Here is a 21164-nt window from a genome sequence, read left to right on the forward strand (position 1 = left end):
GCCCGGCGGCTTGCAGCGCGCCGATGGCGGGCAGCGCCGGTTCGGTGGGCCGCGCCGGACCGATGCGCTCAGCCACGACAGCTGGCGCCAGCGGCGCAGGCTCATCCTGCGGCCTGCTCCCCGCCCGGGCGTCGGCGACCGGTTGCAGTCGCTGCGCGCGGGCGCTCAGACGCCCGCCGCGAAACAGCAGCCCGCTCCACCCACCCGCCAGCACGACATAGGGGTCGCGCCGCAAGTAGGGCAAGGCGCGCTCGCCGTCGCTGCCTACGCCGAAAATCGCCGGGAGCGGCTGGCCCGGCGCGAATTGCAGCCAGGTTTCCTTGCCGTCGTCGAACACCTGCATGGGCGCAACCGAGGGATCGCCGGACAATTGCCAATCGAAGCGGAAGCCTTGGGCCGCCTGCCGCGAGGCTTCCCATGACGTTGCGGCCGGACTCTTGCCGGCCCCTGTGCAGGCCCCCAGGCAGGACAGCCCTGCCGCCAGAAAGAAGAAACGAACCATGCCTCACCGCGAGCAAAAGGCGCACCGGAATCGATACGCATGAGAGGCATGGTGGACGAGCGGCCCCAGCGTCACCAGACTGGCATGTACGCATGGATGGTTTGGTCGCGCGGCGGACGGACGAAAAAAAACCCGGTCCAGGGACCGGGTTTGCATCAGGATTCGGCGGCGTCTGCGCCGCCTGCCTGGATCAGCGTTGCGCCGCGATGCTGCGTGCCTGGGTGGCGGCGTTGTTCAGCGCCGCCACCGGCGGCACCTTGCCTTCGAAGGCATCGTTCAGTTGCTGGTTCAGCACGGGCTCGATGCGCGTGTAGTTGGCCATGCGGAAACCGCGGCTGTTTGCCGTGGGGTTGGTGCGCATGGAGGCAATCAGCGCCTGGACGCCCGGAATGCGGTTATAGAACGACACGTCCGAGGCGCGGAAAGCGGCCTCGGTCAAGGGCAGGTAGCCGGTGCGCTGGTGCCATTCCGCGGCGATGACGGGCTTGGACAGCCAGGCCAGGAACTGGGCGGTGGCCTTTTCCTCGGCTTGGGGATGGCCTTCCAGCGCCCACAGCGCCGAACCGCTCACGAAGGGCTTGCCACCGTCCTTGGTGGCCTGCTCGTAGTAAGGCAGCGGCGCCACGCCGAAGGACAGCGACTTGGTGTTGAGGAACTGGCCGAACGCGCCGGTGTTGGCGGTCAGCACGGCGCATTCACCCTTGGCGAACAGCTTGTCGCTGGCGTTGTCGCCCGAATGCGCCATGAACAGCAGCGAACGCTTCCAGCTGACCATCAGCGAGATGTGGCGCATGTACAGCGTGTCGAACTGCATGGCCGGCGCGGCCGACTTCTTGGTGACCGCGTCCAGCCCGTTGTTGTTGCTGGTGAACTGCTGGTTGTTGATCGGCGCCAGGTTCTCCAGGTGGACCGTGACCTGGTCGCTGGAGGCGTAGGGGCAGTCGATATCCGCCACGTCGCGCAGCTTCAGCAGCTCGCCTTGCAGAGCGGTCCACGTGCGCGCGGGCTTGTTGGGATCCAGGCCGGCCTTCTTGTAGGCGGCGGTGTTGTAGAACATCACCGGCACTTCGGCCATCCAGGGGAAGGCCAGCAGGCGGCCCTTGCTGTCGCGCGTGAAGCTGCTGGTGGCCGGCACGAACCAGTTCAGGTCCTTGATCGGGTACTTGGCCAGCAGTTCGTACAGCGGCAGCACGGCCTTGTGCTGGGCGACGACTTCAGGCGAATGGTTATCGGTCAACTGCAGCAGGTTCGGGCCCTTCTTGGCCTTGACCGCCGTGACGGCTTCCTGTTCCAGCGCGCTGGGCGAGGCGAAGCCGCGCAGCGTCACGCGGACCTCGTCCTGCTCCTTGTTGTATTGCTTGGCGAGCTTTTCGAACTCGGCCTTGTTTGCGTCGGTCAGCGTGTGCCAGACCTGGATCTCGACCGCGGCGGCATTCGCCGCACCCGCCATCGCCATGGCGGCGCCGAACAACCATGCGCGCCGGCTGGCGAACATCGCGCGGGCAACGCCCGCCAATTGCAGATTCTTCATAGGTTCACAGACCAAGAAAAGGAAATTCCGGTTCCGGCCGCCTTCCGCTGAGCAGATCGGCCAATGCCCGGCCCGAGCCAACGCCCATCGTCCAGCCGAGCGTACCGTGTCCTGTGTTGACGTACAGGTTGGGGATACGGCTGCGGCCGATGATGGGCACGTTCGAGGGAGTGGACGGGCGCAAGCCCGACCAATAACTGACGCGCTCGAAATCGAGCGCGTCGGGAAAAAGTTCGCGCGCCAAGCGGGTCATGGCTTCGCAACGTCCGGTGTTCAGGCTGCGGGAATAGCCCGACAGCTCGGCGGTTCCGGCCATGCGCAGGCGGTCGCCCAGGCGCGAGAAAACCACCTTGTGGCTGCTGTCCGTCAGGCTGACCGTGGGCGTGGCGTCCGGCTTGATCACCGGAAAAGTCGCGGAATAGCCCTTGGCCGGATAGACGTTGCAGGGCACGCCCAGCGGCCGCAGCAGGTAGGGGCTGAAACTGCCCATCGCCACGACGTAGGCGTCGGCCGACAAGGCGCCGTAACGGCCATCGGGTTCGATGATCTCGACGCTTTGCACCGTGCCGCCGGTGGTCAGCAGGCGCGTGGCGCGCGTGCTGTAGCGGAATTCGACGCCGGCCCGGGCGCAACGCTCGGCCAGGGCCACGGTGAACAGGTGCACGTCGCCGCTCTCGTCCTCGGGCGTGTAATCGCCGCCGACGATGGTCTGGCGGTGCGGCGCCAGCGCGGGCTCGATGGCGATGACCTCGTCGGTCGATACCACACGGCGTTCCACGCCGAAGTCGCGCATCAGGCCCGCGGCGCGCTGCGAGTTTTCGAATTCGTGCGGATCGCGGTAGAAATTGAGGATGCCGCGTTCCAGGTGATCGTATTGGATGCCCAGTTCAGCGCGCATGCTGCGCAGGGTCGCGCGGCTGTATTCCGCCATGCGGACCATGGCGCGGATATTGGGAGCCAGGCGGCTGGGCAGGCACTCGCGCAGGAACGCCAGCCCCCACATCCATTGCCGCCAGTCCAGTTGCGGACGGAACAGCAGCGGGGCGTCGTCCTGGAACATCCATTTGAGCAGCTTGAGCGGGGCTTGCGGATTGGCCCAGGGTTCGGCGTAGGAGACCGAGATCTGCGCGCCATTGGCCAGACTGGTTTCCTGGGCGGGACCGGTGCAGCGATCTATGACGACGACGTCATGGCCGGCCTGGTTCAGCCACCAGGCGCTGGAGATTCCGATGATGCCGCCACCCAATACCGCTACTTTCATGCCCGCATTGCTCCTTGCGTGCCAGCTCGGTCCGCCGACCCGATGTCCGCGCCCCATGGCAAGCTGCTGCCCGGCAGTTTACCCCGGCGCTTTGCCCGCGCCTATGGAATAAAAAGGGGCGGAAGTCACAAACCTTTCCAGGCCCGCTCGTTCCACCCCGATTCGCTCATGCCCTGTTACTCAAGACTGGGTTGCAGCCTTGGCCAGGTCCGCTTCGGACGTGAAGGCGTCGGCGTAGAACTCTTCGGGCGGCAAGCCGTTCTGGGCGCTGAATTCGCGCCTTGCGGCGTCCACCATCAGGGGCGTGCCGCAGGCATAGACCTGATGGCCCGAGAGGTCGGCGATGTCCTGCATGACGGCTTCGTGGACAAAGCCGGTGCGCCCGGTCCAGCCGTCTTCCTGTACGGCATTGGAGACTACCGGCACGTAGCGGAAATCGGGCAGCATGCCGGTCCACGATTGGGCCAGCGCGTCCATGTAGAGGTCGCGCGGACGGCGTCCGCCCCAATACAGCGCCACGGGCCGCTTGATGTTGTTGTGGATCATGTGCTCGACAATGGCCTTGACCGGGGCAAAGCCCGTGCCGCTGGCCAGGAGCACGACTGGCTTGTCGCTGTCTTCACGCAGGAAGAAGGAACCGAACGGCCCTTCCAGGCGCAGGATCTCACGCTCTTTCATCTGCGTGTCGCCGGCGCCGAACACGTGGTCGGTGAACACGCCGCCGGGCATATGCCGGATGTGCAGTTCAAGCGGGCTGCCGGTGTGGGGCGCGCCGGCCATCGAATAGCTGCGCCGGCGGCCGTCCTTCAGGATGACTTCGATGTACTGGCCGGCGTAGTAGCGGAACTGCTCGGAGGCGGGCAACTGCAGCTTGATCACGGTGACGTCCGGGGCCACGCGTTCCAGCGCCTGCACGCGCGAAGGCAGCTTGCGGATCTGGATATCGCTGGCCAGGCGGACTTCGGTGGATTCGACCACCATGTCGGATTCAGGCCGGGCCTGGCAGAACAACGTGTAGCCGCCGGCCAGTTCCTCGGGCGAAAGAATCTGCGCGGGATACTGCCCCGCGTCGAACTCCCCGGACACCACGCGGCCCTTGCAGGTGGAGCAGGCGCCGTTGCGACAGCTGTACGGCAGGACGATGCCAGCGGCCAGCGCGCCATCGAGCACGGTCTGGCCGGGTTCGACCGGGAATTGATGCTGGCTGGGTTGGATGATGACCTGGAAGCTCATGATGAAACGGTTCAGGGTGTTAGCGGAGCGCCTCGTTCGCGAGGCGCTCCGCCCGGCCCGGCCTCAGGCCGGGAACTTGCGGATTTCCTTGACGCGGTTGGCGTCGTCCACCAGCACCACCAGCGGCTTGTGCGTGGCCGAGTCGGCCTCGGACATCGGGCCGTAGGTGCAGATGATCATCAGGTCGCCGACCTGGGCGCGGCGCGCGGCGGCGCCGTTCAAGGAGATGGCGCCGCTGCCGCGGGCCGCCTTGATGATGTAGGTGTCGAAACGTTCACCGTTGGTGACGTTATAGAGCTCGATGCGTTCGAACTCGCGCATGCCGGCAGCGTCCAGCAAGTCTTCGTCGATGCCGCAAGACCCCTCGTAGTGGAGGTCGGCTTCGGTGACCGTGACGCGGTGCAGTTTTGCCCGCAGCATGATGCGTTGCATGATAAATATCCTGGTTTCGCGGCCCGGAACGCGAAGTGTTGCAAGAGTGATGCCCGGCACCCGGTTTTGCCGTATGAACCCGGTATTCTATAATTTTTGCCGCAGCGGGACGGCCCGCTGCCGCGCGCGGCGACAAGGCTGGCGCGTTTGATTCTGGGGACGGCCCCTCGCGCCGGCGGCACGCCGGCAGCACAAGGTAGGAGTCGTAATGACCTGGATCATCCTGGTACTCGCAGGCCTGTTTGAAATCGTCTGGGCCGTAGGCCTGAAATACACCCACGGATTCACCCGTTTCTGGCCTTCGGCCATCACCGCGGGAGGCATGGCCATCAGCGTCTGGCTGCTGGCGGTCGCCATGAAATCCCTGCCCCTGGGCACGGCCTATGCGGTGTGGGTAGGCATCGGCACGATCGGCGCCTTCGTGGCCGGCATCGTGCTGTTCGGCGAATCCACCAGCTGGATGCGCATCGCCAGCGTCGCCCTCATCGTGCTCGGCCTGGTGGGCCTGAAGCTGTCCTCGGCCTAAGGCCCCGGCGGCGAGGCCCCGGATTCAGAAATCCAGTTCGATCCCGACCTCGTCGCCGACCTTCAGACGCGCGCCCTCGGGCGCGTCCAGGATGGCGTTCTGGCCGAACACCACGCCGATTTCCAGATTGCGGTAGCCGGCCAGTGTGCGGCCAGGCTCTTCATACTGCTGGGCGGTGTTCTGGTCGATATCGGGAATCGAGCAACGGGTGCAAGGCTTGACGAAAGCCATCTTCACGCCCGCGGCTTCGATCAGGGCGGTGTGGTCTTCCTCGAAGGCTTCCCATTCGCCCTGGACCACGATATTGGGTCGGAAGCGGTCCATCGGCACCGGCGCCACGCCCTTGGCCTGCAGGCGGGCGTTCAGGTCGTCCAGCGAGGCCTGGTTGGCCACCAGCAGCGGGAAGCCGTCAGCAAAGCCAAAGCAGTGCTGGCCCGCGAACGGTTCGGCCAGGTCTGGATGCGCGTCCACCCAGCGCGACACCCAGTCCGGCTTGGCGTTGCGTTGCGCGGCCGCGTCCACCTTGTACAGACGGCACGGCGTCTTCAGGAAGTCGGAAAACCACTGCCCGGCCGCCGCGCTTTCGCGCCGGCCGGACGTGGTATCGCTCCACACGGCCACGGACTGCGCCTCTTGTTCCAGTCCCGATCCGTCCAGGGCAACGTCCAGATCGGACATGCCCGGCGCTGACAGGCGCAGCGTGTCGGCCGTGAGCGCCGTGCGGATCAGGGCCATCGCAGGCCATTGGCGCTGCGTCATGAACTGGCCATCGGCGCCGATCAGCATCCAGCGGCGGTCGTGGGCCAGCCCAGCGCGGTCGATGGGCGATTCGTCCAGGGCAATGCCCGCGCAGGATTTGACCGGGTAGATGTGCAGGCTGAGGATGCGGGCGGACATGGCGTGCGGAGTCTCGATGGGGCGAAGTGCGCAGAGAATAGCAGACGCCCGGAAGAAAAAATGCCCAGGCAGCGCCTGGGCATTTTCACAGGAGGCTCAGCCCCCCACCAGCTTCAAGGTATCCAGCGGGGTGACCGCCTTGAATCCCTTGCGCGTCGCGATGTGCTCGGGACGCGGAGTCAGGCCGTACTTGGGCGGGTTCAGCGTGTTTTCCATGCTGTTGTAGACCATGAACACGTTGGCGCGCGGCCACGGCGAGATGTTGCTGTTGGATCCGTGCATCGTGTTGCAGTCGAAGAACACCACCGAGCCGGCCTTGGCCGTCATGGAGCGGATACCGCCCTGCTCCACCAGCAGCTGCAGGCTGACCGGATCCGGCACGCCGTATTCCTGCTTCTTCAGCGACTGCTTGTAGTGTTCATTCGGCGTCTCGCCCACGCACGAGATGAACTGGCGATGCGATCCGGGCACCAGCATCAAGGGGCCGTTGCACTCGTTGTTGTCGGTCAGCAGCACCGAGCAGCTCAGCGCGCGCATCGCCGGCATGCCGTCCTCGACGTGCCAGGTTTCGAAGTCGGAGTGCCAGTAGAACTCCTTGCCCTTGAAACCGGGCTTCATGTTGGCGCGCGACTGGTGGATGTACACCTCGGACCCCAGGATCTGCCGCGCCACATTGACCAGGCGCGGATCGCGCACCAGGCGCGACAGGATGGGATTGAGCACGTGCACCATGAAGATCGAGCGCACCGCATTGCTGCCGGGCTCGGTGATGGACTCTTCGCGGCGGACGATAGAGGGATCGCGCGTCATGCGCTCGACCTCGGTGGACAGCGCGCGGATTTCATCTTCGGAAAACAGGTTCTCCAGCAGGATGAAGCCGTCGCGCTCGTATTGCTCGACCTGGCCGGCGTTCAATGCGCTGGCGTACTGGCCATTTTCATAGACCACCGGGTCCTGGCGGGCGATGATGGCGGAACTTCGATCCGTACGGGAGGCGTACGGATCCTGTGCAGGTGAGATCATGCGAACCTCCTTGTGTTTCAGGCCGCTTGGGCTTCGGCTTCAGGCAAGGCGTAGACGCCTTCTTTGTCATGCACTTCCTGGCCGGTCAGCGGCGGGTTGAAGACGCAGATGACGCGCAGCGGCTCCTTGCCGCCGCACAGCCAGTGCTCGTCGTGTTCGTTCAGGGCGTAGACCACGCCGGGCCCCAGTTCGTACTTCTTGCCGTCGGCGATGGTCTCGATGGAACCGTCGCCTTCGATGCACCACACCGCTTCAAGATGGTTCTTGTAGTGGATGTGGGTGCGGCCGCCCGGAAAGATGGTGGTCTCATGAAAGGAGAAGCCCATGCCGTCCTTCTTGAGCAGCACGCGGCGGCTGACCCAGGTGTCGGTGCGGACTTCGTCGGCGGTGCCGATCACATCTTTGACATTGCGTACGATCATTGACGTTTTCCTCCAAATTTCAGGATGCGGGCGGACTGCCCTTCTTCGGCGAGCGCTTCCGCGACACTGGCTTCGATCACGTCCAGGCCCTTGCCGAGCAGCTCTTCCTCGATGGTCAGCGCGGGCAGCAGCTTGAGCACTTCATCGTGCGCGCCCGAGGTCTCGATCACGACGCCTTTCTTGAAGGCGTTCTGCGCGATGCGGTTGGCCAGCGCGGGCGTGGCGTTGCACACCAGGCCCTGGATCAGGCCGCGGCCGCGCACCGACAGGCCGGCGTTGGGATAGCTGTGAACCAGGTTCTCCAGCCAGTCGCGCACCTGGCGCTCCTTGCGCTGGATTTCGGTGGCGAAGGCGGTGTTGGCCCAATAGGTTTCCAGCGCCTGCGCGGCCGTGACGAAGGCCAGGTTGTTGCCGCGGAAGGTGCCGCTGTGGGCGCCGGGTTTCCAGATGTCCAGCTCGGGCTTCATCAGCACCAGCGACATCGGCAGGCCGAAGCCCGACAGCGATTTCGACAGGGTAATGATGTCGGGGCGGATACCCGCGGACTCGAAACTGAAGAACGTGCCGGTGCGCCCGCAGCCAACCTGGATGTCGTCCACGATCAGCAGCATGTCGTGGCGCTTGCACAGCTTTTCCAGTTCCTTCAGCCAGCGCAGCGTCGCCACGTTGACGCCGCCTTCGCCCTGCACCGTTTCCACGATGACGGCCGCCGGCTTGTCCATGCCGCTGCTGGGATCTTCCAGCATGCGTTCAAGATAGGCCATGGTGTCCACGTCCGGACCGAAGTATCCGTCGTAGGGCATGAAGGTGGTGTTGCCCAGCGCATAGCCGGACGCGTCGCGGAACTTCATATTGGCCGTCACCGCCAACGAGCCGCCGCTCACGCCATGGAAACCATGGGTGAAAGAGATGACGTTGGGACGTCCCTTGACCTGGCGCGCGATCTTCAGCGCAGCTTCAACCGCGTTGGTGCCGGTGGGACCGGTGAACTGCAAGGTGTATTGCCAGTTCCGCGGCTTGAGCAGCACGCGGTCCACCGTCTCCAGGAAACGCTTCTTCGCGCTGGTGGCCATGTCCAGGCCATGCACCACGCCGTCCGACTGGACGTACTCCAGCAGCTTTTCCTTGAGAACAGGATTGTTGTGGCCATAGTTCAGCGTGCCGGCGCCGCTGAAGAAATCGATGTATTCGGTGCCGTCCTCATCGATCAGGGTCGAGCCCCTGGCCTGGCTGAATATCACGGGGAACGACCGGATGTAGCCCCGTACCTCCGACTCCATCCGGTCAAAGATCTTCAAGTCCATGATTAATCCTCCCTTTTCATCTCATGAGTGGACGGACGGCCAGAACCCTTCCGGGTGCGCTTGCGCATCCGGATCGGCCAACCATCCCGGTAATTCGATAAGACCGCTGGGCTTGCGCCGCCCCTAGGGGGCTGGCAAGGCGAACGGACCTATCCTCAACAACATCTCGTCGTCATGGTCCGCGCCGCCGAAAAGCTGCCGGTCGAAGAACGGCTGCTCGGAGACGTGGGCGCCGAGTTCGCTGGCCAAGCCGGCAAAGCTGCGGCGCGATGCCTGGTTGTCAGGCCCCACCGTGGTTTCGAGATAGCGGACATGCTCGAGACCCTTGCGGCGCAAGAGCTCGCGGAGCATGGCGCGGCCCAGTCGATGGCCGCGTGCGCGGGTGTGCACCGCGACCTGCCAGACAAACAAGGTGTCGGGCCGGTCCGGGATCACGTATGCGGAGATAAAACCGTCGATGCGTCCGCCGGCGCTTTCGGCCAGGACGCAGGTGTCGCGGAAATGCTCAGCGAGGAGCAGGTACGCGTAGAGGGAATTCAGGTCGAGCGGCGGGCACTCGGAAATGAGGCGGTGGATGGCGGCGCCGTCTTTGCGGTCGGGCAGACGCATGGTATGGGTCTGCGCGCTGACCGCCGGCGCCACGGCACTTGAGAGGGTTGGGGTATCCAGTTCGGTTTTCTTCATGCAACGATTCCCGATTCAGGGGGTGCCCCGCCCGTGGGCACTTCAAGGATGGGCGAAGACACGTCGCCATGCGTGTCGACGGCGGCCTGGCCGTCCTGCTCCATGAGCGCCACGATGCGCTCCAGGGACAGCGTGATGGTGGCCTGTTCCAGTTCGGGCAAGGCATTGAGCGCGTCGGCCAGATGCTTTTGCAGCGGCGACGGCGCGCCTTGCGCCAGTTCGCGGCCCGCGTCCGTGGCCGTGACGAATACGATGCGACGGTCTTCGCGGCCGCGTTCGCGGCGGATCAAGCCCTTGTCTTCCAGGCGATCCAGGATCCCGACCACGGTGCTGGGACTGACGTGCATTTCGCGGCTGATCGCGGTGGCCGTCATCGGACCGTTGGCGATCACGGTGCGCAGGCACATCAGTTGCGGCGCCGTAATGTGGCTGACGGCGGACAACTGGCGCGAATGCAAGGCGATGGAACGCGTGATGCGGCGCAGGGCCCGCAAGATGCGCAAATCGTATTGCTGTGCAGGGTCGGATTTCGCGGTGTCAGTCATGGGAAAACGTGTTCGGTCAAATTCATTTCTACACAAATGATATGCGCACGATTCATTCCCGTCAAACAAAAATCCCGTTGCGTGATGTAAGTAAATGAGCGCCGATTTGCGGGAATTGGCAGCGAATTTCAAGGACTTACCTGCGAGCGAGCTTGCCTGAACCGTCAGGCGCTCTAGGTGGAACCCCTTATAAAAACATATGTTTTTTTATTGATTCAAGATTTATCATCTGTTTTTTTACAGCCTCTTCCCGCCGTACATGTCCTTGCCGTCCGACCTCCTCCTGACCCTCCAGGAAAAACTGGAACAACTGCCGCCGGAACTGCAGCGGGCGGCGCATTGGGTCGTGGCGCACCCCGCCGAGGTCGGCCTGTGGTCCATGCGGCGCCAGGCCCAGACCCTGGGCGTGGCGCCGGCAACCATGCTGCGGCTGGCGCGGGCCGTCGGCTTTTCCAGCTACGAGGATTTCCGTCAGCCCTTCCAGCAGGCCCTGGCAGGGCAGGCCGCGCCGGGACTGCGCGAGCGCGCTGCCGCGCTGCAGGCCGCGGCGGGCGAACCCGCGGCGCCCGGGCACGACGTGCTCACCGACTATCAGGTTCGGGCCATGAGCTCCGTCTGCGCGCTGAACCCGCCCTCCGCCTTCGACGCCGCGGTGCAGACCCTGCTGGAAGCCAGGCAGGTCGGCTTCCTGGGCACGCGCTCAGCCTTCGGCATTGCCTTCCAGATGCGCTACGCCTACCAGCTGGTGCGGCGCAACAGCGTGCTCATAGACGGCCTGGGCGGCGCGCCCGCCGAGCAAGCCGACAACCTGGGACCCGGCGACGCGCTGATCGTGATCTCGCAGGCGCCCTATCCCACCGCCACCGTGCAACTGGCCCGCCAGGCCGCGCAGCGCGGCGTGGCGCTGATCGCGCTGACCGATGACCCCTTGTCGCCGCTGGCGGTCGACGCCCGCCACACCCTGCGCTTCGCGCCTCCTGACCGCGAAGGCGTGCGGGCCCGCCCGGCGCGCCAGGGGCCCGGGTCGTTCTTCCACACCACCGCCGGCCTGCTGGGCCTGGCGGAGCACCTGATCGCCCGCCTGACCGCGCGCGGCGGCGAGGAGGTGCTGAACCGGCTGACCGAAGTGGAACAGCGCCTGCTCAACGACAACGTTTACTGGAGCGCGCCGCCGCGCCGCCCCGCCTGACATCCCGTCCGGATTCGCCTTCAACCTCCTGCATTGCGGAATTGCCCCATGAGCCACACCCATGTCATGCATCGTTCATTGCGCCAGACGCCTCCCGTCGCGGTCCGCGGCCAGGGCGTGTGGGTCTACGACAGCGCCGGCCGCTCCTACCTCGACGGTTCGGGCGGCGCGGCGGTCTCCTGCCTGGGACACAACCACCCCGATATCCAGGCCGCCATGCATGCGCAGATCGACGCGCTGGCCTATGCCCACACCAGCTTTTTCACGACCGAGGTCGCGGAGCAATTGGCCGAGCGCCTGGTGGCCGATGCGCCGCCGGGCATTTCCCATGCCTACTTCGTCTCGGGCGGCTCGGAAGCGGTCGAAGCCGCGCTGAAAATGGCGCGGCAGTACTTCGTGGAAATCGGCCAGCCGGAACGCCGCCACATCGTCGCGCGGCGCCAGAGCTATCACGGCAACACGCTGGGCGCGCTGGCGGTGGGCGGCAATGCCTGGCGCCGCGCGCAGTTCGCGCCGCTGTTGATCGAGGTCGAGCACGTGTCGCCCTGCTACGCCTACCGCGACCAGCGCGAGGGCGAAAGCCCCGAGCAATACGGCGAGCGCCTGGCGCAGGAACTGGAACAGACCTTCGAGCGCCTGGGTCCGGGCACGGTGATGGCTTTCGTGGCCGAACCCGTGGTCGGCGCCACCGCCGGCGCCGTCACGGCTGTGCCGGGTTATTTCCGCCGCGTCCGCGAAGTCTGCGACCGTCACGGCGTGCTGCTGATCGCCGACGAGGTCATGTGCGGCATGGGCCGCACCGGCACGCTGTACGCAGTGGAACAGGAAGGCGTCACGCCTGACCTGATCACCATCGCCAAGGGCCTGGGCGGCGGCTATCAGCCGATCGGCGCGGTGATGGTGCAGCAGCGCATCGTGGATGCCATGCAGCAAGGCAGCGGCTTCTTCCAGCATGGCCACACCTATCTGGGCCATGCGATCGCCTGCGCCGCGTCGCTCGCCGTGCAGGAGGTGATCCGGCGCGATGGCCTGCTGGCGCGCGTGCAAGCGCAGGGCGCAGGCTTGCGCCAGCGGCTGGAGAGCGCGCTGGGCGCGCATCCGCACGTCGGCGACATCCGCGGCCGCGGCCTCTTCATGGGCATCGAGCTGGTGCAGGACCGCGCCAGCAAGCAGACCTTCGACCCCGCGCTGTCGCTGCACGCGCGCATCAAGCGCGAAGCCATGGCGCTCGGTTTGATGGTCTACCCGATGGGCGGCACCATCGACGGCCGCCACGGCGACCACGTGCTGCTCGCCCCGCCCTTCATCATCTCCGACGATGAACTGGACCAGTTGACCGAACGTCTGAGCGGCGCCATCGACGCCGCCATCGCGCAGGCGCGCGCCTAGCCGCCTGCTGCAAGCGCGGCGCAAGCGATTGCGCCGTGCCGCCCGCCTGGCGCGGGCTCGCGATGATACGCACAGGGTGCTCCGCGGCTCGCGGGGCGCACCAACCGCCGGCCAAGACCGGCAATATCACGGGGAAAAACCCCAAAAGGAGTTTGCATGACCACGTCCGTCAAACACCCCTTGGGCCATCGCAACGCCTGGACGCTCGCAGCCGCGGGCCTTGCCACGGCATTGCTGTCCACGGCGCCGGCACCCGCTGCCGCCCAACAGAAGTTCGTCAGTATCGGCACGGGCGGCGTCACCGGCGTCTACTATGCCGCCGGCGGCGCCATCTGCCGCCTGGTCAACAAGGATCGTTCCAGCCACGGCATCCGTTGCTCGGTCGAATCGACCGGCGGCTCGGTCTTCAACGCCAACACCATCAAGGCCGGCGAGCTGGACCTGGGCGTGGTGCAATCCGACGTCGGCTTCAACGCCTACAAGGGCGAAGGCCAGTTCAAGCAGGCCGGACCGTACACCAAGCTGCGCTCGGTGTTCTCCATCCACCCCGAGCCCTTCACCGTCGTGACGCGCAAGGAAGCGAACATCAAGAGCTTCGAAGACCTCAAGGGCAAGCGCTTCAACGTCGGCAACCCCGGCTCGGGCACGCGCGCCTCGATGGAGGAGTTGCTGAGCACCATGGGCTGGACGCTGAAGGACTTCTCGCTGGCGTCCGAACTGCGTCCCGACGAGCACGGTTCCGCGCTGTGCGACGGCAAGATCGACGGCTTCTTCTATGGCGTGGGCCACCCCTCGGCCAACATCCAGGACCCCACCACCAGCTGCGGCGCCAAGCTCGTGTCGCTGACCGGTCCCGCCGTGGACAAGCTGGTCGAGAAGTACCCGTACTACGCCCACGCCTCGATTCCGGCCGGGCTGTATCCGAACAACCCGACGGAAACCAAGACTTACGGCGTGACCGCTACCTTCGTCACTTCCGCCGACGTGCCCGAGGCGACGGTCTACACCGTGGTCAAGGCGGTGTTCGACAACTTCGACGACTTCAAGAAGCTGCACCCCGCGTTTGCCAACCTGAAGGCGGCGGACATGGTGAAGAACGGACTGTCGGCGCCGCTGCATCCGGGCGCCGAGAAGTACTTCAAGGAAAAGGGCCTGCTCTGAGGCCCAGGCCCAAGGGCCGCTGAAACGGCACGCATGTGTGGCCGGGTCTAATCCCGCCACGCAGGCTGCCGTCCCCTGCGCACAGCAAGCGCGGGGGCTCAACGCGCGCCGCGCCGCCGGCGCGCGCCATGACACGTAGGGGAATTTCATGAATAAAGAGCCGCATACGCCGGCCCCGGACCTGGAACAGCTGGTCGCCGACGCCGACCGCGGAGGCCGCAATGTGCGCGGCCTGGCGGGCGCCACCTTGGCGGCGGGCGCGCTGATCTGGTCCCTCTTCCAGCTCTGGTACGCGTCGCCGCTGCCGTTCTCCCTGAATTGGGGCATCTTCAACGACACCGAGGCGCGCGCCCTGCACCTGGGCATCGCCATGTTCCTGGGCTATCTGGCCTACCCCGCCAGCAAGCGCTCGGCGCGCGACCGCATGCCCTGGTACGACTGGGCGCTGGCGCTGATGGCGGGCTTCTGCGGCAGCTATCTGTACGTCTTCTACAACGAGCTGGCGGGCCGTCCCGGCCAGCCGACCACCATGGACGTGGCCACTGCCGCGATTGGCCTGGCGCTGCTGCTGGAGGTGACGCGCCGCGCGCTCGGCCTGCCCATGACCGTGCTGGGCTTGGTGTTCGTGGCCTACGCGCTGGCCGGTCCCTGGTTGCCCGACGTGCTGGCGCACCGCGGCGCGTCGCTGGAACGCCTGATGTCGCACATGTGGCTGACAACGGAAGGCGTCTATGGCGTGGCGCTGGGCGTATCGGTGTCGTACATCTTCATCTTCGTGCTGCTGGGCTCGATGCTGGACAAGTGCGGCGCGGGCAACTACATGATGCAGGTGTCGTTCGCGCTGCTGGGGCACCTGCGCGGCGGGCCGGCCAAGGTGGCGGTGGTGTCCTCCGCCGTCAACGGCCTGGTGTCGGCGTCGTCGGTGGCCAATGTGGTGACGGGCGGCATCTTCACGATTCCGCTGATGAAGAAGGCCGGATACGGCGGCGTGCGCGCCGGGGCCATCGAGACCGCCTCGTCCGTCAACGGCCAGATCATGCCGCCCGTGATGGGCGCAGCCGCCTTTTTGATGATCGAGTATGTCGGCATTCCTTACACCGACATCATCCGCCACGCGATCCTGCCGGCCGCGATCTCCTACATCGCGCTGTTCTACATCGTCCACCTGGAAGCCCTGAAACTGGGCATCCAGCCCATGATGGCCTCGGGCCCCGCGCGCACGCCGCTGCAGAAGCTGGCCGGATGGGGCATGGGCATCAGCGGCACCTTGCTGGTGATGGGCGCGGTCTACTGGATAGGCACGGGCGTGCAGGCCGTGGCAGGCGCCGCGGCCATCTGGGTGTTGCTGGCCATCCTGGCCGTGCTCTATCTGTGGCTGCTGCGCGTGGCGGCGCGCCACCCCGACTTGCCGCAGGACATCGACATCAACCACCCCGTGCGCCCGCAACCCTGGCCCACGGTGCGCGCCGGGCTCTACTTTCTGATTCCCATCGGCATCCTGGTCTGGTGCCTGAGCGTGGAAGAGCTGTCGGCCGGACTGTCGGCGTTCTGGGCGGCGATGGCGATGCTGTTCCAGATGGTGACGCAGCGTCCGCTGATCGCCTGGTTCCGCAAGCAGCCGGTGTCCGCGGCCTGGCGCCACGGCTGGCGCGACGCCATCGGCGGCCTGGAGGACGGCGCCCGCAACATGATAGGCATCGCCATCGCCTGCGGCACCGCCGGGCTGATCGTGGGCGCCATCACCCTGACCGGCCTGGGCCTGCGCATGACGGCCTTCGTCGAACTGGTGTCCATGGGCAACGTGCTGCTGATGCTGATCTTCACGGCGGTGGTGTGCCTGATCCTGGGCCTGGGCATGCCGACCACGGCCAACTACATCCTGATGGCGACGCTGATGGCGCCCGTGGTGGTGGAGCTGGGCGCGCAGAGCGGCCTGGTGATTCCGCTGATCGCGGTGCACATGTTCGTCTTCTACTACGGCATCATGGCCGACATCACCCCACCCGTCGGCCTGGCGACCTTCGCGGCCGCCGCCATCTCGGGCGAGGACCCGATCAAGACCGGCATCCAGGGCGTGACCTACGCGGCGCGCACGGCCATCCTGCCATTCATGTTCGTGTTCAACCCCATGCTGCTGCTGATCGACGTCACCTACGGTTGGGAACTGGCGCTGGTCGTGACGGGCGCCACGATCGCCTCGCTGACCTTCGCCGCCGCCACCATGCGCTGGTTCCGCGTGCGCTGCACGCTGGCCGAAGTCGGCGTGCTGCTGCTGGTCACGTTCATGCTGTTCCGTCCGGACTGGTTCATGGACCATTTCGCGCCGCGCCATGAAAGCCGTCCGGCCTCCGAGATGCAGGCCATCGCGGGCGCGCTGCCCGACAATGGAAGGCTGACGGTGGTGCTGCGTGGCATCAACCTGGAAGGCGACGAACTGACCAAGACGGTGGCCGTTGCCCTGCCCGAATTGACGGACAACCCGGGCGGGCAGGACGCGGGCCGCAAGCGCCTGGCCGAGGCCGGACTGACACTGATGAGCCTGGGCGAGCAGACGCAGATCGGCGGCGTGCGTTTCGGCAGCCGCGCCCAGCGCGCCGGCTGGGAACAAGGCTGGGACGTGCTGGAAGTGAAGGCGCCCAACCCGCAGCGCTGGTCCGACTTCTGGGTATATGTGCCGGCGTTGCTGCTGCTGGCAGGCATGTGGGCGCGCCAGGGCCGGCGCGACGGCGGCGCCCCCGTCGGCCGGCTGCGCGCCAAGCCGGTCTGATCAGTCAGCCCGCGCGCGCCGCCAGGCCGGCCAGGCGCCGATGGTGAGCGCGCGCAGGAACCACTCGACCGGGCCGTAGGCGTGGCGCCGCAGCCACCAGGCGGACAGCGGCAACTGCGCCGCGAATATCGCGACGGCAATGCAGAACGTCGCCAGCGGCGAGACCGAGCTGAACAGGCGCAGGCCCCAAGCGGTGAAAAGAAAGGCGCAGACCACGGATTGCATCAGGTAGTTGCTCAATGCCATCCGCCCGGCGGGCGCGAGCCAGCCCGCCAGCCGCGCCCCCGGCTGCGTGCGCATGGCCAGCAGCAAGGCCGCCGCGTACGACATGCTGAGCAACGGCGCGGTCAGCAGGTCCACCGCCAGGCCCGGCAGTTCCCAGGCGGCCCCCGCTGACGGCAGCGTGCTGAAGGCGTAGGCCGCAGAACCGGCCAGGCCAGGCGCCAGGCCCAGCGCGCACAGCAACCACAGCAAACGCGGCTGACGCCAGGGATCGGCCAGCGCGTTACGGCGGCCCAACGCGTAGCCAGCCAGGAACATTGCGAACGCGAACGGCCCTTGCACACACAGCACCGTGAACCACACGCCCCCGGTCAGCTCTTTCCAGTGCTGCGCGATGGTCGTGCCTATGCTGCCCCGGTAGGCGTCGATCGCCGCCAGGGCGTCCGCGTGGTACTGCGCCTCGTACCCGGGCGACACCGGGTCCAGATAGCTCAATGCGCCCAGAATGGCCCACAACGAGGCCGTCAGCACGATGAGCCACAGCGAAATGCGCAGCGCCCGCCGCGGCTCCATCCGCCGGCACAGCAGCAGCGCCAGGCCCAGCAATGCGTAGGTCAGCAGTATGTCGCCCTGGTAGAACAGCACCGCGTGCGCCAGCCCCAGCAAAGCCAGGCCCGCCAAGCGGCGCAGGAAGCGCGGCGCAAAAGCCGCCTGGCTGCGTTCGGCAGCGGTCATCTGCAAGGTGAAGCTGTACCCGAACAGGAAAGAGAACAGCAGGTAGAACTTGGTCTCGAACAGCCACGCGATCAGCCAGCGCACGGCCAGGTCCAAGGGCTGCGAGTACGCCGGGTCGGCCACGCCGGCGCCATAGAACGGCGACGAGAACACGCCGATGTTGACCACCAGGATGCCGAAGAGCGCGAAGCCGCGCAGCGCATCGACCTGCTCCAGCCGCGCATGGGTTGCCGCCGCGTTCATGCCTGCCCCCCTGCGGCTGCGCCTTGTTGCGCGTCGCCAGGCAGGCACCGCGACAAGGCCTGTTCCAGGAGACGGCTGCCGGCCGCCGCGCCAAAGGCGGGGTCGACCACCGACCGGCTGTAGACGCCGTCCAGCAGCAACAACAGCGTATCGGCCATCTCGGCTGCCGCCTGCGGCGGCGTGCGTTGTGCCCACACCGTTTCCAGCAAGGCCATCAACCCGGCCTTGCGCGCCGCCTCGTTCTCCAGCACCAGCGCGTGCACGCGCGGGTTGCGCACGGCTTCGGCCAGGATCTCCATGCCCAGCCTGACGTAGGCCGGGTCTTGATGCTGCGCCAACTGCGCGGCGACCCAATCCGTCAACGCCCGCCTCGCGTCGGGCGCGGCGCACGCTTGCCGCATGCGTTCGCGCGCGGACTCGGTATCCGACGCAATCATCGCTTCGATGATTTCCGCCTTGCTGCCGTAGTAGTGGAACAGGTTGCCGGGGCTCATGCCGGCGCGGGCGCAGATCTGCGCCGTCGAGGTCGAATGGAAGCCGTGCTCGGCAAAGCAATCCGCTGCGGCGGCCAATATCTGGGTGCGCCGTTCCTGCTGCTTGATGGGGTCGATCTTGCGCATGCTATTAATAGACTGAATGATCTATCTATTAAATACCGGGATCGCACAGCCGGTCAACAGACGAAAAAAATGGCGGGCCGCAGCCCGCCATTCTCTTGTCTGCCCGCCCGGAACCTAGCCCAGCACCGGCGACAGCACCACCGGCTGCTTGGGCCGCACATCCAGCGCCCGCCCCTTGCGGGCGCGCTTGCCGATGTACGGCGCCAGCGCGTCGCCCGCCAGGATGTCCTCGGTGTGCTTGTTGCGGTAGATGCCGGCCGCGCGCAGGCCGCCCGCGCCGATGGGCACGGTCTGGTCCAGCTTGTCGGTCCCGTCCAGCCCCATCAGGATGGTGCCGCGGCCGCCGCCGGACAGCGTCTTGACCTCGTCCAGGCCGAACACCAGGAACTTGCCCTTGTGCGACAGCAGCGCCAATTGCTTGGCGCCGTCGAACAGCGGCACCGGACGCAGCAGTTCGTCGCCCTCTTCCAGGGTGATGAACTGCTTGCCGGCGCGCTGGCGGCTGACCATGTCGGACAGCTTGGCGGCAAAGCCGTAGCCGCCGCGCGTAGCCAGCAGCCAGCGGCTGTCGGGCGCGGCCGCGATCGTGTGGACGATACGCGTGCCGCTGCCCAGGTCGATCATGGTGGTGACCGGCTGGCCGTCGCCGCGGGCCGAAGGCAGCCCGGCGACCGGCACCGAATAGACGCGGCCGTTGTCGCCCATGGCGATCAGCGTGTCGGTGGTGCGGCACTCGAAGGCGCCGTACAGATCGTCGCCCTGCTTGAAGCCGAATTGCGACGCATCGTGGCCGTGGCCCTGGCGGGCGCGCAGCCAACCCTTCTGCGACACGATCACGGTGACGGGCTCGTCCAGCACCTTGGTTTCGAGCACGGCGCGTTCGGCGGTCTCGATCAACGTGCGGCGGTCGTCGCCGTATTGCTTGGCGTCGGCCTCGATTTCCTTGACCAGCAGGCGCTTGAGCGAAGCGGGATTGTCCAGCAGTTCCTGCAGGCGCACCTGTTCGTCACGCTTGTCGGCCAGTTCCTGCTCGATCTTGAAGCCTTCCAGGCGGGCCAACTGGCGCAGGCGCATTTCCAGGATGTCCTCGGCCTGGCGTTCGGACAGCTTGAAGCGTTCCATCAGCGCGGCGCGCGGCTCGTCGGATTCGCGGATCGTCTGGATGACTTCGTCCACGTTCAGGTAGACGACCATGCGGCCTTCCAGCACGTGGATGCGGTCGATGACTTTGTCCAGGCGGAAGCGCGTGCGGCGCACCACGGTGTTGGTGCGGAACGCCAGCCACTCGACCAGGATGTCGCGCAGCCCCTTCTGGCGCGGCCTGCCATCGGTGCCGATGCACACCAGGTTGATGGACGAGCTGCTTTCCATGCTGGTCTGCGCCAGCAGCGTGTTGACGAATTCGTCGCGGTCCACGCGCGAGGTCTTGGGTTCGAAGACCAGGCGCACGGCGGCGTCCTTGCCCGACTCGTCGCGCACGGCGTCCAGCAGGTTCAGCATCACCGCCTTGGCCTGCGTCTGCTCGGGCGTCAGGCTCTTCTTGCCGGTCTTGACCTTGGGGTTGGTGATTTCCTCGATCTCTTCCAGCACCTTCTGGCCCGAGGTGCCCGGCGGCAGCTCGGTGACCACCAGTTGCCATTGGCCGCGCGCCATTTCCTCGAACTGCCAGCGCGCTCGCACCTTGAGCGAACCGCGGCCGCCCGCGTAGATCTGGGCGATGTCCTCGGCCGGCGTGATGATCTGCCCGCCGCCCGCGAAATCCGGACCTGGGATCAGGGCGTGCAGCTCGGCGTCCGGCATCTGCGGATGCTTCAGCAGCGCCACGCAGGCCTGCGCCACTTCGCGCAGGTTGTGCGGCGGGATCTCGGTCGCCATGCCGACCGCGATGCCCGAGGCGCCGTTGAGCAGCATCACGGGCAGGCGCGCCGGCAACATTTGCGGCTCTTGCTGGCTGCCGTCGTAGTTGGGCACGAAGTCCACGGTGCCTTCGTCCAGCTCGTCCAGCAGCAGCTTGGCGATGGGGGTAAGGCGGGCTTCCGTGTAGCGCATGGCGGCGGCGTTGTCGCCGTCGCGCGAACCGAAGTTGCCCTGGCCGTCGATCAGCGGATAGCGCAGCGAGAAATCCTGCGCCATGCGCACCATGGCGTCATAGGCGGCCTGGTCGCCGTGCGGGTGATACTTGCCCAGCACGTCGCCCACGACGCGCGCGGACTTGACGGGCTTGGCGCCAGCGGCCAGCCCCATCGCCTGCATGGCGAAGAGAATGCGCCGCTGCACGGGCTTCTGCCCGTCGCCCACGTCCGGCAGGGCGCGGCCGCGCACCACGGACACCGCGTAGTCCAGATAGGCTTGCTCGGCGTAGCGCGCCAGGGTGATGGCGGCGTCGCCATCGCCACCGCCATCGCCGCCGGGCGGATTGGAATCGAACAAGCCGGGTTGATTGCTGTCGGTCATGATGTATTCAGGTAGACAATTTCA

Annotated in this window: 19 protein-coding genes; 5 read left to right on the forward strand and 14 right to left on the reverse strand. The window is 66.4% G+C overall.

All coding sequences use genetic code 11. The annotated features are described in order from the left end of the window. The 5 genes from IB257_RS30930 to panD form a co-directional block, all read right to left on the reverse strand. Positions 1–502 (reverse strand): TrbG/VirB9 family P-type conjugative transfer protein (locus IB257_RS30930; RefSeq protein WP_192493320.1); only part of this gene is annotated, 502 nt, incomplete at its 3' end. Positions 503–692: 190 nt separating this feature from the next. Further along, entirely contained in the window at positions 693–2033 is a 1341-nt protein-coding gene (locus tag IB257_RS30935) for an extracellular solute-binding protein (protein WP_054458690.1), read from the reverse strand. Positions 2034–2037: 4 nt separating this feature from the next. After that, a complete protein-coding gene (locus IB257_RS30940; protein WP_054458692.1) occupies positions 2038–3294 on the reverse strand; it encodes a D-amino acid dehydrogenase in 1257 nt (418 codons plus the stop codon). 180 nt (positions 3295–3474) lie between these two features. Beyond that, positions 3475–4527, reverse strand: a complete 1053-nt coding sequence (locus IB257_RS30945) for a CDP-6-deoxy-delta-3,4-glucoseen reductase (protein ID WP_054458694.1) — start codon at positions 4525–4527, stop codon at positions 3475–3477. A 63-nt stretch (positions 4528–4590) separates the two neighbouring features. Then, positions 4591–4959 (reverse strand): aspartate 1-decarboxylase, encoded by a 369-nt coding sequence (gene panD, locus IB257_RS30950; RefSeq protein WP_013392804.1) that lies wholly within the window; start codon positions 4957–4959, stop codon positions 4591–4593. A gap of 208 nt (positions 4960–5167) precedes the next feature. Between panD and sugE the strand changes: the two genes are divergently transcribed. Further along, positions 5168–5485, forward strand: coding sequence for a quaternary ammonium compound efflux SMR transporter SugE (sugE, locus tag IB257_RS30955; RefSeq protein WP_013392803.1), 318 nt, complete (start codon positions 5168–5170; stop codon positions 5483–5485). Positions 5486–5509: 24 nt separating this feature from the next. On the opposite strand, the gene IB257_RS30960 is transcribed toward sugE, so the two are convergent. From IB257_RS30960 to IB257_RS30985, 6 genes are all read right to left on the reverse strand, one after another. After that, entirely contained in the window at positions 5510–6382 is an 873-nt protein-coding gene (locus IB257_RS30960) for an MOSC domain-containing protein (protein ID WP_175163894.1), read from the reverse strand. A gap of 96 nt (positions 6383–6478) precedes the next feature. Next, positions 6479–7405, reverse strand: a complete 927-nt coding sequence (gene thpD / locus IB257_RS30965; RefSeq protein WP_054458697.1) for an ectoine hydroxylase — start codon at positions 7403–7405, stop codon at positions 6479–6481. Between the two features lie 17 nt (positions 7406–7422). Next, the gene (locus IB257_RS30970; protein WP_006387829.1) at positions 7423–7827 is read right to left on the reverse strand and encodes an ectoine synthase; all 405 of its coding nucleotides are present in this window, start codon (positions 7825–7827) and stop codon (positions 7423–7425) included. Next, positions 7824–9131 carry a diaminobutyrate--2-oxoglutarate transaminase gene (gene ectB, locus IB257_RS30975; RefSeq protein WP_054458699.1) on the reverse strand — a complete coding sequence of 436 codons (1308 nt, stop codon included), beginning with the start codon at positions 9129–9131 and terminating at the stop codon, positions 7824–7826. Before ectB ends, IB257_RS30970 begins: the two co-directional genes overlap by 4 nt. Before the next feature lie 123 nt (positions 9132–9254). Then, complete coding sequence (gene ectA, locus IB257_RS30980; protein ID WP_054458701.1) at positions 9255–9815, reverse strand: diaminobutyrate acetyltransferase; 561 nt, start codon at positions 9813–9815, stop codon at positions 9255–9257. Then, positions 9812–10360 carry a MarR family winged helix-turn-helix transcriptional regulator gene (locus IB257_RS30985; RefSeq protein ID WP_054458703.1) on the reverse strand — a complete coding sequence of 183 codons (549 nt, stop codon included), beginning with the start codon at positions 10358–10360 and terminating at the stop codon, positions 9812–9814. The genes ectA and IB257_RS30985 overlap by 4 nt, the downstream gene beginning before the upstream one ends. Before the next feature lie 259 nt (positions 10361–10619). Here IB257_RS30985 and IB257_RS30990 point away from each other — a divergent pair, with 259 nt between their 5' ends. From IB257_RS30990 to IB257_RS31005, 4 genes are all read left to right on the forward strand, one after another. Further along, complete coding sequence (locus tag IB257_RS30990) at positions 10620–11549, forward strand: MurR/RpiR family transcriptional regulator (RefSeq protein ID WP_054458705.1); 930 nt, start codon at positions 10620–10622, stop codon at positions 11547–11549. A gap of 48 nt (positions 11550–11597) precedes the next feature. Then, complete coding sequence (locus IB257_RS30995; protein WP_175163896.1) at positions 11598–12938, forward strand: aspartate aminotransferase family protein; 1341 nt, start codon at positions 11598–11600, stop codon at positions 12936–12938. Between the two features lie 156 nt (positions 12939–13094). Beyond that, positions 13095–14099 (forward strand): TAXI family TRAP transporter solute-binding subunit, encoded by a 1005-nt coding sequence (locus IB257_RS31000; RefSeq protein WP_054458708.1) that lies wholly within the window; start codon positions 13095–13097, stop codon positions 14097–14099. 148 nt (positions 14100–14247) lie between these two features. Further along, on the forward strand, positions 14248–16866 hold the full coding sequence (locus IB257_RS31005; RefSeq protein ID WP_175182326.1) for a TRAP transporter fused permease subunit: 2619 nt from the start codon (positions 14248–14250) through the stop codon (positions 16864–16866). On the opposite strand, the gene IB257_RS31010 is transcribed toward IB257_RS31005, so the two are convergent. The 3 genes from IB257_RS31010 to parC all read right to left on the reverse strand — a co-directional run bounded on the left by IB257_RS31010 (position 16867) and on the right by parC (position 21140). After that, a complete protein-coding gene (locus tag IB257_RS31010; RefSeq protein WP_192493321.1) occupies positions 16867–18066 on the reverse strand; it encodes a DUF418 domain-containing protein in 1200 nt (399 codons plus the stop codon). Next, positions 18063–18686, reverse strand: a complete 624-nt coding sequence (locus IB257_RS31015; protein WP_054458714.1) for a TetR/AcrR family transcriptional regulator — start codon at positions 18684–18686, stop codon at positions 18063–18065. The genes IB257_RS31010 and IB257_RS31015 overlap by 4 nt, the downstream gene beginning before the upstream one ends. A gap of 114 nt (positions 18687–18800) precedes the next feature. Beyond that, positions 18801–21140, reverse strand: coding sequence for a DNA topoisomerase IV subunit A (gene parC / locus IB257_RS31020; protein WP_054458716.1), 2340 nt, complete (start codon positions 21138–21140; stop codon positions 18801–18803). Positions 21141–21164 lie beyond the last annotated feature (24 nt).

Source organism: Achromobacter sp. ACM03, assembly GCF_014851665.1.
Lineage (GTDB): Bacteria > Pseudomonadota > Gammaproteobacteria > Burkholderiales > Burkholderiaceae_B > Achromobacter > Achromobacter aegrifaciens.

Excerpts from the sequence above, each read along its gene's own strand:
- IB257_RS30995 (WP_175163896.1), top strand. The coding sequence starts at position 11,598 with ATGAGCCACACCCATGTCATGCATCGTTCATTGCGCCAGACGCCTCCC.
- ectB (WP_054458699.1), bottom strand. The coding sequence starts at position 9,131 with ATGGACTTGAAGATCTTTGACCGGATGGAGTCGGAGGTACGGGGCTAC.
- IB257_RS31005 (WP_175182326.1), top strand. The coding sequence starts at position 14,248 with ATGAATAAAGAGCCGCATACGCCGGCCCCGGACCTGGAACAGCTGGTC.
- IB257_RS30985 (WP_054458703.1), bottom strand. The coding sequence starts at position 10,360 with ATGACTGACACCGCGAAATCCGACCCTGCACAGCAATACGATTTGCGC.
- panD (WP_013392804.1), bottom strand. The coding sequence starts at position 4,959 with ATGCAACGCATCATGCTGCGGGCAAAACTGCACCGCGTCACGGTCACC.
- IB257_RS30960 (WP_175163894.1), bottom strand. The coding sequence starts at position 6,382 with ATGTCCGCCCGCATCCTCAGCCTGCACATCTACCCGGTCAAATCCTGC.
- IB257_RS30990 (WP_054458705.1), top strand. The coding sequence starts at position 10,620 with ATGTCCTTGCCGTCCGACCTCCTCCTGACCCTCCAGGAAAAACTGGAA.
- thpD (WP_054458697.1), bottom strand. The coding sequence starts at position 7,405 with ATGATCTCACCTGCACAGGATCCGTACGCCTCCCGTACGGATCGAAGT.
- IB257_RS31000 (WP_054458708.1), top strand. The coding sequence starts at position 13,095 with ATGACCACGTCCGTCAAACACCCCTTGGGCCATCGCAACGCCTGGACG.
- IB257_RS30935 (WP_054458690.1), bottom strand. The coding sequence starts at position 2,033 with ATGAAGAATCTGCAATTGGCGGGCGTTGCCCGCGCGATGTTCGCCAGC.
- IB257_RS31015 (WP_054458714.1), bottom strand. The coding sequence starts at position 18,686 with ATGCGCAAGATCGACCCCATCAAGCAGCAGGAACGGCGCACCCAGATA.
- IB257_RS30970 (WP_006387829.1), bottom strand. The coding sequence starts at position 7,827 with ATGATCGTACGCAATGTCAAAGATGTGATCGGCACCGCCGACGAAGTC.
- sugE (WP_013392803.1), top strand. The coding sequence starts at position 5,168 with ATGACCTGGATCATCCTGGTACTCGCAGGCCTGTTTGAAATCGTCTGG.
- IB257_RS30945 (WP_054458694.1), bottom strand. The coding sequence starts at position 4,527 with ATGAGCTTCCAGGTCATCATCCAACCCAGCCAGCATCAATTCCCGGTC.
- ectA (WP_054458701.1), bottom strand. The coding sequence starts at position 9,815 with ATGAAGAAAACCGAACTGGATACCCCAACCCTCTCAAGTGCCGTGGCG.
- IB257_RS30940 (WP_054458692.1), bottom strand. The coding sequence starts at position 3,294 with ATGAAAGTAGCGGTATTGGGTGGCGGCATCATCGGAATCTCCAGCGCC.
- parC (WP_054458716.1), bottom strand. The coding sequence starts at position 21,140 with ATGACCGACAGCAATCAACCCGGCTTGTTCGATTCCAATCCGCCCGGC.
- IB257_RS31010 (WP_192493321.1), bottom strand. The coding sequence starts at position 18,066 with ATGAACGCGGCGGCAACCCATGCGCGGCTGGAGCAGGTCGATGCGCTG.